Annotated in this window: 15 protein-coding genes; 7 read left to right on the forward strand and 8 right to left on the reverse strand. The window is 70.2% G+C overall.

The features are described 5' to 3' along the window. Nucleotides 1–15: 15 nt before the first annotated feature. The gene (locus tag ACZ6CV_RS19120; protein WP_469251925.1) at nt 16–1,305 is read right to left on the reverse strand and encodes a hypothetical protein; all 1,290 of its coding nucleotides are present in this window, start codon (nt 1,303–1,305) and stop codon (nt 16–18) included. A 67-nt stretch (nt 1,306–1,372) separates the two neighbouring features. Then, nucleotides 1,373–1,798 (reverse strand): hypothetical protein, encoded by a 426-nt coding sequence (locus tag ACZ6CV_RS19125; protein WP_469251926.1) that lies wholly within the window; start codon nt 1,796–1,798, stop codon nt 1,373–1,375. 542 nt (nt 1,799–2,340) lie between these two features. Between ACZ6CV_RS19125 and ACZ6CV_RS19130 the strand changes: the two genes are divergently transcribed. Continuing rightward, nucleotides 2,341–3,744 carry an MDR family MFS transporter gene (locus ACZ6CV_RS19130; RefSeq protein ID WP_469251927.1) on the forward strand — a complete coding sequence of 468 codons (1,404 nt, stop codon included), beginning with the start codon at nt 2,341–2,343 and terminating at the stop codon, nt 3,742–3,744. Here the strand turns inward: ACZ6CV_RS19130 and ACZ6CV_RS19135 are convergent. Then, nucleotides 3,715–4,251 (reverse strand): type III secretion system chaperone family protein, encoded by a 537-nt coding sequence (locus ACZ6CV_RS19135; protein ID WP_469251928.1) that lies wholly within the window; start codon nt 4,249–4,251, stop codon nt 3,715–3,717. The two genes, ACZ6CV_RS19130 and ACZ6CV_RS19135, sit on opposite strands and share 30 nt — an antisense overlap. Continuing rightward, a complete protein-coding gene (gene mshA, locus ACZ6CV_RS19140; protein ID WP_469251929.1) occupies nt 4,244–5,599 on the reverse strand; it encodes a D-inositol-3-phosphate glycosyltransferase in 1,356 nt (451 codons plus the stop codon). The genes ACZ6CV_RS19135 and mshA overlap by 8 nt, the downstream gene beginning before the upstream one ends. A gap of 168 nt (nt 5,600–5,767) precedes the next feature. Here mshA and ACZ6CV_RS19145 point away from each other — a divergent pair, with 168 nt between their 5' ends. From ACZ6CV_RS19145 to ACZ6CV_RS19155, 3 genes are all read left to right on the forward strand, one after another. Continuing rightward, nucleotides 5,768–6,577: a class I SAM-dependent methyltransferase gene (locus tag ACZ6CV_RS19145; protein WP_469251930.1), complete on the forward strand. Its 810-nt coding sequence runs from the start codon at nt 5,768–5,770 to the stop codon at nt 6,575–6,577. Nucleotides 6,578–6,868: 291 nt separating this feature from the next. After that, nucleotides 6,869–7,933, forward strand: a complete 1,065-nt coding sequence (locus ACZ6CV_RS19150; RefSeq protein WP_469251931.1) for a C40 family peptidase — start codon at nt 6,869–6,871, stop codon at nt 7,931–7,933. 262 nt (nt 7,934–8,195) lie between these two features. After that, entirely contained in the window at nt 8,196–9,626 is a 1,431-nt protein-coding gene (locus tag ACZ6CV_RS19155; RefSeq protein WP_469251932.1) for a PP2C family protein-serine/threonine phosphatase, read from the forward strand. Nucleotides 9,627–9,671: 45 nt separating this feature from the next. Here ACZ6CV_RS19155 and ACZ6CV_RS19160 read toward each other — a convergent pair whose 3' ends face one another. The 4 genes from ACZ6CV_RS19160 to ACZ6CV_RS19175 all read right to left on the reverse strand — a co-directional run bounded on the left by ACZ6CV_RS19160 (nt 9,672) and on the right by ACZ6CV_RS19175 (nt 11,972). Beyond that, the gene (locus ACZ6CV_RS19160; protein WP_469251933.1) at nt 9,672–10,025 is read right to left on the reverse strand and encodes a DUF2516 family protein; all 354 of its coding nucleotides are present in this window, start codon (nt 10,023–10,025) and stop codon (nt 9,672–9,674) included. A 125-nt stretch (nt 10,026–10,150) separates the two neighbouring features. Continuing rightward, on the reverse strand, nt 10,151–10,822 hold the full coding sequence (locus ACZ6CV_RS19165; RefSeq protein WP_469251934.1) for a hypothetical protein: 672 nt from the start codon (nt 10,820–10,822) through the stop codon (nt 10,151–10,153). Nucleotides 10,823–10,955: 133 nt separating this feature from the next. Further along, nucleotides 10,956–11,405 carry a helix-turn-helix domain-containing protein gene (locus tag ACZ6CV_RS19170; protein WP_469251935.1) on the reverse strand — a complete coding sequence of 150 codons (450 nt, stop codon included), beginning with the start codon at nt 11,403–11,405 and terminating at the stop codon, nt 10,956–10,958. A 219-nt stretch (nt 11,406–11,624) separates the two neighbouring features. Beyond that, nucleotides 11,625–11,972, reverse strand: coding sequence for a hypothetical protein (locus ACZ6CV_RS19175; RefSeq protein WP_469251936.1), 348 nt, complete (start codon nt 11,970–11,972; stop codon nt 11,625–11,627). Nucleotides 11,973–11,989: 17 nt separating this feature from the next. Here ACZ6CV_RS19175 and ACZ6CV_RS19180 point away from each other — a divergent pair, with 17 nt between their 5' ends. From ACZ6CV_RS19180 to ACZ6CV_RS19190, 3 genes are all read left to right on the forward strand, one after another. Continuing rightward, entirely contained in the window at nt 11,990–12,661 is a 672-nt protein-coding gene (locus ACZ6CV_RS19180) for a hypothetical protein (protein ID WP_469251937.1), read from the forward strand. A 269-nt stretch (nt 12,662–12,930) separates the two neighbouring features. Further along, complete coding sequence (locus ACZ6CV_RS19185) at nt 12,931–13,350, forward strand: hypothetical protein (protein ID WP_469251938.1); 420 nt, start codon at nt 12,931–12,933, stop codon at nt 13,348–13,350. A gap of 151 nt (nt 13,351–13,501) precedes the next feature. Then, nucleotides 13,502–14,254, forward strand: a complete 753-nt coding sequence (locus ACZ6CV_RS19190) for an N-acyl homoserine lactonase family protein (RefSeq protein WP_469251939.1) — start codon at nt 13,502–13,504, stop codon at nt 14,252–14,254. Nucleotides 14,255–14,262: the final 8 nt, after the last annotated feature.

Below are 14,262 nucleotides of genomic sequence, written 5' to 3' on the forward strand. Positions count from 1 at the left end.
TCCAGTAGAAGTGGATCAGTACCAACTGGTCAGGGCGTCTTTGAGGTGGCCGGCGCCGTCCCCGAGCGCCTCGGCTCCGTCGCCCACCGCGCCCGCGAGATCGCCGGCGGTCTCCTTCAGCTTGCCCGGGTCGACGGTGATCTCGACTCCGAGCGCGCCGCCGAGAAAGGGGGAGGCACCTGCCTTGCCGCCCAGGTGGTACTCGCCGTCGTCCTCGTCCTTCTTGAGGCCCCACCACGCCTCTCCACCGGGGCCCAACCAACCCTCCGCCGTCCCGCCGACGCCGATCCCCGCGACCTCGACGCCACCGGCCACACTGGCTCTGCCACCCACGAAGGCCTTCGCCCCCACGGTGAGCTCTTCCTTCGTGGCCTTGGCGTTGACGCCGAGTTCGACGCCCTCGAAAGTCTCGCCCCGCGCGTACCCGCCCCCGTACGGACCGTACTCAGCCCGGCCCTCGACCATGGTGCGCCTCGTCATGGAGATCTCGCCCTTGCCGACGACGCCCTTCTCGTTGAACCCGTAGTTCGCGGTGGCACGGGCGGCGGTGGCGTTGTCCGCCACCCACGCGAGCCTCAGGTCGCCGTGGGTGGACTCACCCTTGGCGGTGTCGTGCGAGAAGTCGATGTACGCCTTGAGAGTCCCCTCCTTGCCATACTTGGCGCCGGTGACCGTGAAGCCCGACCGCGGCCAGCCGTCGATCTCCGTACCGGTGTCCTTCTTGCCGAGGTACTGGTCGATGTCTCCATGAGCCTTGCCGTTGAATCCGACGACGGTGCCGTCCTGGAGGTTCCCGTCGGCCGTCGCACCCGACAGTGCGGTCTGGACATCCTTGTCGGCCTCGTCAGCGGCCTTCACACACTGGTCGATGAGCTGCTGCCACGAGTTGGTGGCCTTGTGCACGCTGCTCTGATAGTCGGGGTCATGGACCATGGCGGTGCGCTCGCCGTCGGTCAGTTTCGCGGTGTCGAAGGCCACCACTCCTCGCTCGGACACCTTCATTCCTGCCTCGACAGCTGCGTCACGAATTACCTTGAGTTGCCTGCGCAGCCTCTTGAAGCCGCTGTGTGCCTGCCGCAGCAGAGAGGCGATCGCCTTCGCCTCCGTCTGGGCCTTCTGGAACTCCTTGAGTGTGACGTCGAAGCGCTTGGCAGCGGCTTCCGCGCTGAGTCCTATCCACCCGTCGCCCATGGACGTGCCGTGCACCTCGCGGCGGTACGTGCCTTCCAGTTCATGGAACTCCTTGGTCGCCATTCGCTCCCACTGTTCGGCAGCCGTGGTAAGCGTGGCCAGGTCGGTCGTCATGAGCTCGTGGTACGTCGGCATGGTTCCCCGTTGGATGATGCGGCGTTGTCCGTCGGTACGGTCTGGATCAGAACCCGTCGAGAGGAGACGGGGACCTCACCCCGGCCCCCACGCCGGTATCCGTACCGGTCAGCGTGGTGTTGGTGCTCCGCAGCGCGGTCTTCTCGGAGGACAGCCGATGCACGAGGGTGTCGACCTGGTCGCCCCATGCCTTCAACGCCTCGGTCATCGCCTTCGACGTGAGCCACCCGTGCCCGTCCTTCGGCCCAAAGGCCTTCACGGCGTTGTGTGTCTCTTCGTCAGCCGATTCGCCGGCCTTCTTCGTATCGGGCTGGATGTGCTCCTCGATAGCCTTGGCCGAGGCTCGCTTCTGGGCAGGTGAGGACGCCAGATCTGGACGGACAGGGCCTGGTGGGCCGCCTCCCGCGTCACTCGGAGAGCGGTCCAGGAATATCCCGACAGGGGCATCCGGCCCTGCGGTCGAGGTCGGCACGGTTCCTTCGGTATCCCCCACGGTCCCCCCACTCGGCAGCATTTGACGCACACCCACTCCTGAGCCGCTGAAATGGCCCCACTGGCTGCGCAGTTGGAGACACTACGACGCGGACGCCTTTCACGCGACATGCGTTCGATCGTTAGGCCGATTGTGCGTCACCCCATGAGTCTGCGGCTCCTCGCGCGTGCCCAGCCCCGAGCGACCGTTGCGCCTTGTGCAGATCCCGTGGCCGCACCGCAACCGTAGTGCCGTACGGCTCCAGGCGAATGTGCAGGTAGATGGTGGAGTCAGGCGCGTCGGCCTGCACGAACTCGCGGACGACGCTAAGGCCGACTTTAGGGCGCGAGTTCGCGTCGCTGCCGCGACGACCATTGTGCTCAGCGGTGACTTCCGTAGCCGTTGTCGGCCCAACAAACGAACGCGGCGACAGTTGACGGCGTTCGTCAATTGTGTGGCGGTCCCGGGTGCGGGGCTCGTAACGTGTGCATGCCGTCTTCGCCACTTACACGTCAGCCGCTTGCACCTTCGGGGGGACCTCCATGCCGTACGCCGCCACAGGACGCGTGAGACGCGCCGTCAGCGAGAGCGTCTCGGGGCTTCCCCGGGCCTTCTGGTGGCTGTGGACCAGCACCCTGATCAACCGGCTCGGTGCCTTCGTCGCCACCTTCATGGCTCTGTACCTGACCCTGGAGCGGGGCTACTCCGCCTCGTACGCGGGGCTCGTGGCCGCGCTGCACGGGCTCGGCGGCGTCGTCTCCTCGCTCGGCGCGGGGGTGATGACCGACCGGCTCGGGCGCCGGCCCACGCTGCTGATCGCGCAGGCCTCGACCGCCGTGTCCGTGGCGGTGCTCGGCTTCATGGAGCATCCCGTCGCCATCGCGGGCGTCGCCCTCCTCGTGGGCATGGCCAGCAACGCCTCGCGGCCCGCCGTGCAGGCGATGATGGCCGACATCGTGCGGCCCGAGGACCGGGTCAGGGCGTTCTCGCTCAACTACTGGGCCATCAACCTCGGCTTCGCGGTCTCGTCGGCGGGCGCCGGCTTCATCGCCTCGTACAGCTACCGCGCCGGGTTCCTGATCGAGGCCGCCATGACCATGGCGTGCGCGATCGTCGTCTTCGCGAAGCTGCCGGAGTCCCGGCCCGTGCGCACGGCGCTGGAGAAGGCCGCGGAGCCGGCGGTCGGCATGGGGACGGTCCTCAAGGACGGGCGCTTCATGGGCGTTGTGGGGCTCTCCTTCCTCGTGGCGCTGATCTTCCAGCAGGGGTCCGTCGGGTTGCCGGTCGCGATGGGCCAGGCGGGCTTCGCACCCTCCGACTACGGCATCGCCATCGCCGTGAACGGCGTGCTGATCGTCGCCCTGCAGATCCCGGTCACGCGGTTCATCGAACACCGGGATCCGCGGCGGCTGTTGGTGATCTCCTCGGTCCTCGCCGGGTACGGCTTCGGGCTCACCGCGTTCGCCGGATCGGTCGGCGCCTTCGCGATGACGGTGTGCGTGTGGACGCTCGCCGAGATCGTCAACGCGCCGACCCAGACCGGCCTGGTCGTCCGCCTCTCGCCCACCCATGGCCGCGGCCGCTACCAGGGCATGTACACGATGTCGTGGTCCGTGGCCGCGCTGGTCGCCCCGCTGATGTCGGGCTTCACGATCGACCGGTTCGGCGCGGAGTGGCTGTGGGGGACGTGCGCGGTGCTCGGGACGGTGGCGGCGCTGGGGTACTGGGGGTTGATGCGGGCGCTTCCGGAGGAGTCCGTACGCGAGGAGGAGCCGGCCCACATGGAGGAGCCGGTTCGCGAGGAGGAGCCGGTTCGCGAGGAGGAGTCGGCCCCCGTGCAGACGGTTGTTCCGGCTCCCGCGGTCGCCGTGGAGGCCGTCGCCTCTGCCCCCTCCCTCACCGCGGAGGCCGTCGCCTCAGCCCCGTCCGTCCCCGCGCGCCCCTGAGGCCTGAGGCCGCGTCAGGTGCGTGAACGCGTCCAGGTTCCGCGTCGACTCCCCCCGCGCCACGCGCCACTCGTACTCCTTGCGGATCGCCGACGCGAACCCCAGCTCCAGCAGCGTGTTGAAGGAGTCGTCCGAGGCGGAGAGGACCGAGCCGAGGAGCCGGTCCAGTTCCGCGGGCGTGACCGCGGCGAGCGGCAGCTTGCCGGCCAGGTAGATGTCGCCGAGCGAGTCGATCGCGTAACTCACCCCGTAGAGGCGGAGGTTCCGCTCCAGGAGCCAGCGGTGCACCGCCTCGTGGTTCTCGTCGGGGTGGCGGATCACGAAGGCGTTCAGGGACAGGGAGTGGTTGCCGACCCGCAGTGAGAGCGTGGTGGAGAGCTTCCGCGTGCCGGGGAGCTTCACCACGTACGAGCCGGGCCCGGTGGCCTCCCATTCGAGCTCCGCGTCGTCCAGGGTCCGCTCGATGACCGTCGCGGTGTTCGGAGGAGTGTCTGCCTGCTCAGCCATGGTGCGAGCGTACGTGACGCTGCGACGCCCGGAAGTCGTGCATGGCCGCCGTATAGACGTCCGCCGTGGCGGACGCCGACGTGTCCCAGCCGAAGGACTCCGCGTGCCGCGCGGCCGCCTCGCCCATCCGGTCCACGAGATGCGGGTGGTCGGCGAAATCGCGCAGCACGCGCGCGTAGTGGGCCGGTTCGTGGCCCTGGACGAGGAAGCCGGTCTCCTCGTCGCGCACGGCGACCGGCAGGCCGCCCACCGACGCCGCGAGCACCGGCGTGCCCGCCGCCTGCGCCTCTATGGCGACGAGCCCGAACGACTCGCTGTAGGACGGCATCACCAGGACCGACGCCGCACGGAACCAGTCCGCCAACTGCTCCTGGCCGACCGGCGGCTGGAAGCGGACCACGTCCGCGATCCCCAGCTTCGCGGCCAGCTTCTGCAGCCCCTCGGGCTTCGCCAGGCCGCTGCCGCTCGGGCCGCCGACTATGGGGACGACGATGTTCGAACGCAGTGCGGGACGCTCGTCCAGCAGGACGGCGACCGCGCGCAGCAGCAGGTCGGGGGCCTTCAGGGGCTGGATGCGGCCCGCGAAGAGCGGCACGAGGGCGTTCTGCGGCAGGCCGAGGCGGTGCCGGGCGGCGGCGCGGCCGTCGGCGGGCCGGAACCGTTCGAGGTTCACGCCGGGGTGGACGACGGCGACCTTGCCGGGCTCGGCCTCGTAGTGGCGGATGAGCTCATCGGCCTCTTCGGAGGTGTTGGCGATGAGCCGGTCCGCGGCCCGCACGATCTGCGTCTCGCCGATGACGCGCGCGGCGGGCTCGGGTGTGTCGCCCGCGGCGAGCGCCGCGTTCTTGACCTTCGCCATGGTGTGCATGGCGTGGACGAGGGGGACGCCCCAGCGCTCGGCGGCGAGCCAGCCGACGTGTCCGGAGAGCCAGTAGTGGGAGTGGACCAGGTCGTAGTAGCCGGGGCGGTTGCCCGCCCAGGCCTGCATCACACCGTGGGTGAAGGCGCACAGCTGGGCCGGCAGCTCCTCCTTGGCGAGCCCTTCGTAGGGACCCGCGTCCACGTGCCGGACCAGGACGCCGGGCGCGAGCTCCACCGCGGAGGGCAGCCCGCCGGTGGTGGCGCGCGTGAAGATCTCGACCTCGACGTTGATCGCGGCGAGGCGCTTGGCGAGCTCGACGATGTAGACGTTCATGCCGCCCGCGTCCCCGGTGCCGGGCTGGTGCAGCGGCGAGGTGTGGACGCTGAGCATGGCCACGCGGCGCGGGCGCCGGGGAGAGCCGGGGATGCGGAGCCTGGAGGGTGCCGCCGGGGAGCGACGCCCGAGCCTGGACACGTACTGGCTCACGTGGCGGTCCTCCTTGTGTACGGGCATGACGACACGGAGGGCGTACGGTCCTCCGGAGGGGGAACACCGGATGTCGCCGCTCCATTTCCACCCCGCGCACCGCGTGTCCTATTTTGCCAAAGCATTACGTGGAGCTCTCAACCGGTCGCCCCCGCATACCCTTCTCCCATGGCCCCACGCACCCCTTCCCGCCCCGTGGGAACGGTGACGCGCGGGACCACGAACCCGAACCGGCTGCGCCGCATGGACCGCTGGATCGCCGCCGTCCACGGCGCCGCGCTGCGCCGCTCCCCCGACCCCGTCGCCGTCGACCTCGGCTACGGCGCCTCCCCCTGGACCGCCGTCGAGCTGCTGCTGCGGCTGCGCTCCGTCGCGCCGCACGCGCGCGTGGTCGGCATCGAGATCGATCCGGCGCGGGTCGCGGCGGCCGCCCCGTACGCACGCGAGGGCCTCACCTTCCGGCACGGCGGCTTCGAGGTGCCGCTGCCGGGACCTCCCGGCGCGGGCCCCGTCCTGATCCGGGCCGCGAACGTCCTGCGGCAGTACGACGAGGAGCAGGTCGCCGACGTCTGGCGGCGGCTGTGCGCCCGCCTCGCCCCCGGCGGGCTGCTCGTCGAGGGCACCTGCGACGAGATCGGGCGGCGGCACGTGTGGGTGGCGCTCGGGCCCGAGGGGCCGCGCACGGTGACGTTCGCGGCGCGGCTCGGCTCCCTGGAGCGGCCCTCCGACCTCGCCGAGCGGCTGCCGAAGGCGCTGATCCACCGGAACGTGCCGGGCGAGCCGGTGCACGCGTTCCTGCGGGACTTCGACCGGGCCTGGGCGGCCGCGGCGCCGTACGCCTCGTACGGTGCCCGGCAGCGGTGGATCAGGGCGGTGCGCGACCTGACCGCAGACTGGCCGGTGCTCGACGGGACTTCGCGGTGGCGGCAGGGGGAAGTGACGGTGGGGTGGGGGGCGTTGGCGCCTCGAGCGGGGTGAGTCCCGGACGCCTCCGCCGAGGTGAACCCCCGGTTGCCTCCATCGGGAGGAACCCTGGCTGCCTCCGTTGGGGTGAACCCCGAGGTCGCTCCGGGGACACCCGGACGTCACCCGGAGATGGTCCGGTGTGGGGAGCCGGCGGGGAACGATCTCCGCGTGTCGCACGTCACATGGGGCGAGTGGGGGGATCGGAGTTGCCGCCGGGCTCTGTCGGATCGGGCGTCGGCGTGGCACCATCCCGTTGGCGACCGTAAGTTACTGACGGTAAATCAGCTTTGGGGGTGGCAGGACGTGACCGGCAAGCGATACTCGGCGGCGGCGACTGTGGCGCTGATCTGCGCGGCTGTGGTGGTGACCGCACCAGGAGCGGCGTACGCGAGCCCGGCCCCTCCACGGCCCACGGACCCGGCCCCCAGATCGGACAAGTCGCTGGAGCAGGTCCGCAAGGACATCGACGAGCTCTACCACGACGCGGGCGTGGCCACGGATGCGTACAACGCCGCGGAGGAGAAGGCCGACAAGCAGTCCGAGCAGATCGTGAAGCTGGCCAAGGACATCGCCGACGGCCAGGCGAAGCTCAAGAGACTGCAGGCCCGCGCGGGCGCGGCGGCCCGCGCCCAGTACCGCGGCGGCGGCATGCCGGACGAGGCCCAACTGATGCTGAGCGACAGCCCGGGCCAGTTCCTCGACGGCGCGGGACGCATGCGGCAGGGCCAGAAGGCCACCAAGGGCATGCTCACCGAACTGGAGCGCACGCAGGAGGACCTGCGGATCTACGCCAAGGACGCCACCGCCCGCTGGAAGAAGCTCGAGGCCAACCGCAAGGCGAAGGCCGCGTCGAAGAAGCGGATCAAGAAGAAGATCGCGGCCGCCGAGAAGCTCGAGTCGACGCTGGAGAAGAAGGAGCGGGAGCGGCTGCGGAAGATGGAGGAGGCCGCCGCCCTCAAGAAGCAGTCGGCGTGGGTGAGTTCGGGCGTCCTGAAGGACATCGACGGCAAGGCGTCGGCCCAGGGCAGGAAGGCCATCGCGTTCGCCACCGCCCAGATCGGCAAGCCGTACGTGTGGGGCGCCGAGGGCCCGGGGTCGTACGACTGCTCGGGGCTCACCTCGAAGGCCTGGTCGGCGGCGGGCCGGGGCATCCCGCGGACCTCGCAGGAGCAGTGGAAGCAGCTGCCGCACGTCGACGTCAAGAACATGCGCCCCGGTGACCTGATCATCTACCACTCGGACGCCAGCCACGTCGGGATGTACCTGGGCGACGGCGCGATCGTGCACGCGCCCCGGCCGGGCCGGGACGTGACGATCACGGGGGCGGGGTCGATGCAGATCCTCGGGGTCGTACGGCCGGACAAGTAGCGGTTGCGATGGGGGCCGCACCCTACGGACATAAGGGTGTGACCCAGTGCACGCCGGGGCGCCGCGCCCAACCCTCACGGCGTGACGTTCGTCATCCCCCGCAGGGACCTGCCGTGCCCAATTGCGTTCCTGGATGCGGCATATGACGGTGGCCGTTTGCCGCGCGGCATTCCAATGGAGGCGCGGCTACCGCTATGGTCCCCGTCGGTGCTGCGTCGACCTGCGCGGCACCATGCCCTCGGGGGGAGGGAAGGACCAAACGATGCCCGTACCCATACCGAGGCAGAGAGCGATCCCGGCCGCGGAAGGCGGTCAGGCTCATGCGGCGCCCCCGTTCGACACGGCGGCCTCCACCGGATCCATTGGATCCACCGGCACGACCGGATCCACCGGCAGCACCGACAACGGCCACACCCAAAAGAACAGCGACGGCAGCGGCGGCACGAGCACCGGCACTGGCACCGGGCCGAGCACCGGCACCGGCACGGGTGCCGGCGTCGGCGGCAACTCCGGGGCGCTCACCCTGCTGGTGATCGAGGACGACCCCACGGGCTCGCTGAGCCTCCCCGCGCTCCTCGACTCCGCGGGCAAGCCCATCCGCATCCGCACCGCCCGCAACCTCACCGAGGCCGAGCGGCTGCTCACGGACGACGTGCACTGCATCCTGCTCGACCTGGCCCTGGCCGGGCCGGGCGCCGCGGAGGCGGACGAGGACGAGCTCACGGCGCTCAGGCACGTGCTGCGCCTCGCGCCCCGGCACGCCGTCCTCGCCCTCACCGCTAACGACGACTCCGAGGCAGGCGCCGAGGCCGTGCGCGTCGGCGCCCAGGACTACCTCTTCCGGGAGGAGCTGGACGGCCGGCTGCTGAGCCGCGCCATCCGGTACGCGGTGGAGCGCAAGCGCGCCGACGTCGCCCAGCGCCAGCTCTCCGAGTCCCGCCTGCGGGCGCAGGAGAACGCCCGCCTGGAGCGCGGCCTGCTGCCCACGCCGCTCCTGGACGGCTCCCCGCTGCGGTTCGCCGCGCGGTACCGGCCCGGCCGCTCCCGCGCGCTGCTCGGCGGCGACTTCTACGACACCGTGCGCACGCCCGACGGTTCCGTGCACGTCATGATCGGCGACGTCTGCGGGCACGGCCCCGACGAGGCCGCGCTCGGCGTGGAGCTGCGGATCGCCTGGCGTGCGCTGACCTTCGCGGGCCTGTGTGGCGACGAACTGCTCTCCACGCTGCAGAAGGTCCTGGAGCACGAGCGCGCGGACGAGGAGATCTTCGCGACGCTCTGCACGGTCGACATAGCCCCCGACGGCCGCCGGGCCGGACTCTGTCTCGCCGGGCACCCGTCGCCGCTGATCGCGCGCGAGGGCCGGCTCGCCGAGCTGCTTCCGTACGAGGACGGCGGCCCGGCGCTCGGACTGCTGCCGCGCGCCCGCTGGCCGCGCCGCCAGGTGGAGCTGGGCGGCACGTGGAGCCTGATGCTCTACACCGACGGCCTGATCGAGGGCCGGATCGGCCAGGGCAACCAGCGGCTGGGGCAGGAAGGCATGGTGGAGATGGTCCGCCGCCAGATCGCCGCCGGGATGCAGGGCGACGAACTGCTCGAAGCCGCCGTGAACGAGGCGCGCGACCTCAACGGCGGGGATCTGACGGACGACGTGGCGGTCCTGCTCCTGGACCGGACGCCGGGCGGCCGGTGAGGCCACCCGGCGGGCTTACGGGTGGACCATGGACCCCGGTACGGGTCAGCGGCCGCCGTTGTACGGCCCGTACGGGCCGTCGCTGCTGGAGCCGCCGCGGCGGCCGCCCCGGCCGCCGGTGATCTGCTGGATCGCGGGGCGCGCGTCCACCATGTACACGATGGTGGCGACGAGCCCGATGATCGGCAGGAACGACAGGATCGGGAAGATCAGATTCACTACGAAGGCGAGGCCGAGGATGATCAGCCAGAACGGCTTGGTCTTCTTGTCCGCCGCACGGTAGGCGTCCTCGCGCCGGACGGCGGCGTCGATGAGCGCGAATCCGCTGAAGACGATCAGGGCCAGCGACAGCAGCCACATGAAGTTCGCGAACCCTTGCATCAGCACAACGTCCACCACCAGTCTCGGCTCATCATTACGCGGCCACGGTACCCGCTACCCGGTCAACGGAACGGGCACTCGGGTAGTGCCCGCCCCGCTCCCGCCCCGTACACGCGCCGTACGCGCGACCGGGTCCTCTCCGCTTACTTGGCGGGCGGCGTGGTCTTCTTCGCGGTCGTCTTGCGGGGTGTGCCCGCGGTCTTCTTCGCGGCGGGCTTCTTCGCCGGGGCGGCGGCGGCCGCGGACGGCTGACGGGGGGCCGGGGTCACGGGGGTGACGGGGGTGACCGTGGAGGTCTCGGAGGTCTCGGAGGTCTCGGAGGCCCCCGCCGTCTTGCCGGTCTCCGGCTCGACGGGCTCGGCGTCCGGCTCGACCGTCTCGGCCAGGTCGAGGATCTCGTCGGCGGCCTCGCCGCGCCAGGCCTTCACGGCCTGCTCGCCGTGCTCGGCGACCTCGTCGTACTTCTCGCGCGCCTTGACCGCGAACTCAGCGGCCACGCCGACACCGCGCAGCGCGAGGTCCTGGGCGGTCTCACCGAGCTTCTTCAGGTCGGTGTCGAGCGAGCCGAGCACCTCGGTGACCCTGGCCTGCAGGGTCTCCTGCGCCTCCTTGGCGCGGGTGGCGGCCTTGTCCTGCACGGCCTTGGGGTCGGTGTTGCGCACCGCCTCGAATCGGGACGGCGCCTCGGCGATCAGCTGCTCGACGATGCCGGGCACCTTCTTCGCCTGCTGGAACGCGAGGTCCGCGGAACCGGCGACGAAGTAGGCGGGCGTGGGGTTGCTGAGGGTCTTGCGCAGGTCATCGGTGATGGCCATGACGATGGTCCTCCCGGATTCGCGTCAGCTTGTCACTTGAGGGTGATGTTGCGGTTGTGGCTCGGTACTTGGTGCGTTGAGCTCTGTGCTTCGAGTTCCGTGCTTCGAGTTCCATGCGTCGCATGGACGGGCATCACGCGCTCCCGTCGACTCCGCGGATGACGCCGCCGGCGCCGTCCTGATCATCCCGATCATCCCGATCGCGGTCGTCCCGATCCTCCACGTACGACGAGGTCTCGAAGCCGTTCTCCTTGCGGAACGACTCGTAGATCTGGAGGAGCACCTGCTTCTGGCGCTCGTTGATGGACGGGTCGGCGAGGATGACGGCGCGCGTCTCCAGCTCGTCCCGCTCCTTCTCGTCGAGGATCCCGGCCCGCACGTACAGCGTCTCCGCGGAGATCCGCAGCGCCTTGGCGACCTGCTGCAGGACGTCGGCGCTCGGCTTGCGCAGGCCGCGCTCGATCTGGCTCAGATACGGATTGGACACCCCGGCGGCGTCGGCGAGCTGCCGCAACGACAGCTGCGCGTTGCGCCGCTGCTCGCGCAGGTACTCACCGAGATTGCCGACGTTGAGCGATGCCATGCCGTCGATGGTGCAGCACCCTTGCTAACTTTTGCAAGCACCCGCTTGCAAAAGTGCGCCACGCCACTGTCCCGCGTCCGTGTGACTTCCCGCGATAGATGTCACCTTCCAGCGGTTGTTGTCACCAGTGCTGTCCGTTCCCAGTACAGATGGCAGTTTCCTCTGGAACTGATCAGCGAAGTGATCGAGTCCCAGAGGTTCTGACTGCGTGCCCCACCTTCAGAAGGCGGTGCTAAGGCGCTCGATGACGGCCCGAGCCGTCTCCTCAGAGCCAGCAGCAACACCTGCGGTCACGGCACCTGTAGCAATGGGCGCGAGGTATCCCCTCAGGGAAGCCACCGCGCGGCGGATCTTCCCTCGGTCAGGCTCCGCTTGCACGACCTCGTTCAGTACCTCTGCTCCAACCGCGGCCGCGTCTTCGATGTCCTCTTCGGAAACGCCCATCGTGGGCAGCTCTCGCAGGGCGTCGACGACGGCCTGCGCGATGGCTTCGAACCCCGGTGCAATCGACTGCGAGCGCTTCCCTCTGTCGGCGCCTCGCGATCGTCGCCACGAGCCCACAGACACGCCTTAACCTGACCCCCATGCCCACCCATGTGCACGCACTGGCCCACTGCCCCCTGACCCCGGCCGCCGTGGCAGAGTTCCTCACCCTGCCGCAGCAACCGACGGCTGCGGATGGCTTCGACGCGCTCGACGCCGTTCTGCGCGCTCGGGGCTGGAGTTGGGAACACGCATGCCTGACGGACTCCTACCGCACGGGCTACGGGCATCCGTTGTGCACCGAGGGCGACACCCCTTTCGGGGACCCGACAGCGCGACGTTTCCTGGTGTTCGGGCAGCTGTATCCCGTCGACCCGCACGACGACGACCTCGACAACATGCCCTGGCTGGGCGAACTCGTGGACGACTGGGGCAGGGCCCCGGGCTGGACGGTCCACCGCCCGTCCACGGTAGAGGCGTGCGCCGAGATACTCGACCAAGCCGCGGACGCCGTCACCGCCCATCTCGGCGCCGCTCCGGAGCGGACGGTCACCAGCGACGCGGCCGTGGTGACGGGCCCGCCGATGCTTCACCGGATCTGGCGCACCGCCACGCAGGCCGTGATCGTGGGGCCACACGCAGACAACGGCCCCTACGGCTACCTCACCCATCTGCAACTCGCTGCTTCCCCCCTCAGTCAGGCCCCCGAACTGCCCCCCAAGGGCGACATGGCGGGACTGGTCCGCTGGATCGAGGCGCACGTCGACTGGTGACACCCAGCCGGCACTCAAGGCGCGAAGCCTGGCCCTGCAGCCCTCCGCCCCCGCACAGGCGGTCTCCGCCGGTCCGACTTCAGTGACAAGCCGTCCAAGTTCGTTGGCAGAGGACAGGGGACCGGTGATCTCGGAAGGCGAGCCGCCAACGGCGGCTGACCTGTCGCAGCGAAGTTAGTCGGGCCGGATCGCGTAGACCTGCGGGGACTGGATTGGATGAGACGGCTGCGGCCGGCCCTTCGTCCGTCAGGATGCCAAGCTGGTGGTGAATGAACACGGTGTTGGAGCATGCCCATGACATCACCCAGGCAGAATGGTCGTGTGCTTGTCTTTCGCTGCAGGAACTGTCAGCAGCCGCTGACTGGCGCGGTGGAGCCGGGGAACCGTTGAGAGGCCCTGAGCGCCCGCCTGGTCACGAGATCGCTTCACCGCGGATGGCTCAGGGAACCTTCAAGGTCAACTTCGACGGTTCCCTTCTGATCCTTCACCCTGATGACGTTCCGGGGGCGGTGCTCCACTCCGATGCTCGCCGCCTCAATGGTTGCTGCGGCCTCGCGGGCCAGGACGGCCCCAACCTCGTCTGTTCCGGCTGCGGTCTCGAAGTCGCGACGAAAGAGAGCGACTGCTGGAGCGACAACTTGGTGGCGTTGGCCGCCGCCGCGGTGCGTGAAGGACCCCAGCCGAAGTAGGCCATCGCGCCGCTCCCGACGCCGCCCACAAGCCCATCGCATCGTGACCAGTCCGGCGTCCGGTGCCCGGTGTCCCGTCTCCGCCGCCCGCCCCCTCTGCCCTCGGCAGATCCCCCTGTACGTCACCCCTCCCCCCGCCCAAGATGGCCGCATGGGCAGGGACATGGTGGTGCGGCGGCTTGCGCTTGGTTGGTTTGTTCGGCCTGCTTCTGAGGTCGGCGGCCCGCACCCCCGCGTCGAACCCGCCCTCGCCTATCTCGTGCGGCACGACGCCGGGCTGCTCCTCTTCGACACCGGGATCGGCGCGGCGGATGCCGGGACCGAGGCGCACTACCGGCCCCGGCGGCGGGCGTTGGGCGATGCGCTGGCTGCGGTCGGGGTCGGGGTCGGTGACATCTCCATGGTCGTGAACTGCCACCTGCACTTCGACCACTGCGGCGGCAATCCCCTCTTCGCCGGCGTGCCCATCCTCGTCCAGGACGTCGAACTCGCCGCCGCCCGCCGGGGTGACTACACCGTCGATGAACTGATCGACTTTCCCGGTGCCACCTATGAAGAGGTCGGCGGCGAGGTCGAAGTCCATCCGGGGATCTGGGTCGTCCCTACGCCCGGGCACACCGCAGGGCATCAGTCGCTGGTCCTGCGCCGGGGCGACGGCAGCGTCGTCCTCGCGGGGCAGGCGCACGACTTCGCCTCCGATTTCGCCTCCGCCCAGCTGGCCCGCGACGCCGCGCTCCACGGCGTCGGACCACCGCTCCCTCCCTATCCGCGCTGGCTGGACCGGCTCGCCGACTTCGACCCGCGACGTGTCCTCTTCGCCCACGACTCCTCGGTCTGGGAACCCGCGGCGGAGCGGCCGGATCCGGTCAGTAATCGAGAAGCGTCCGACCCGCGCCGCCGCTAGCGTGACCC

This window comes from Streptomyces sp. NPDC041713 (assembly GCF_055591085.1).

Coding starts and splice junctions, on each gene's coding strand:
- ACZ6CV_RS19120 (WP_469251925.1), bottom strand. CDS start 1,305: ATGACGACCGACCTGGCCACGCTTACCACGGCTGCCGAACAGTGGGAG.
- ACZ6CV_RS19130 (WP_469251927.1), top strand. CDS start 2,341: ATGCCGTACGCCGCCACAGGACGCGTGAGACGCGCCGTCAGCGAGAGC.
- ACZ6CV_RS19135 (WP_469251928.1), bottom strand. CDS start 4,251: ATGGCTGAGCAGGCAGACACTCCTCCGAACACCGCGACGGTCATCGAG.
- ACZ6CV_RS19145 (WP_469251930.1), top strand. CDS start 5,768: ATGGCCCCACGCACCCCTTCCCGCCCCGTGGGAACGGTGACGCGCGGG.
- ACZ6CV_RS19155 (WP_469251932.1), top strand. CDS start 8,196: ATGCCCGTACCCATACCGAGGCAGAGAGCGATCCCGGCCGCGGAAGGC.
- ACZ6CV_RS19165 (WP_469251934.1), bottom strand. CDS start 10,822: ATGGCCATCACCGATGACCTGCGCAAGACCCTCAGCAACCCCACGCCC.
- ACZ6CV_RS19170 (WP_469251935.1), bottom strand. CDS start 11,405: ATGGCATCGCTCAACGTCGGCAATCTCGGTGAGTACCTGCGCGAGCAG.
- ACZ6CV_RS19180 (WP_469251937.1), top strand. CDS start 11,990: ATGCCCACCCATGTGCACGCACTGGCCCACTGCCCCCTGACCCCGGCC.
- ACZ6CV_RS19185 (WP_469251938.1), top strand. CDS start 12,931: ATGAACACGGTGTTGGAGCATGCCCATGACATCACCCAGGCAGAATGG.
- ACZ6CV_RS19190 (WP_469251939.1), top strand. CDS start 13,502: ATGGGCAGGGACATGGTGGTGCGGCGGCTTGCGCTTGGTTGGTTTGTT.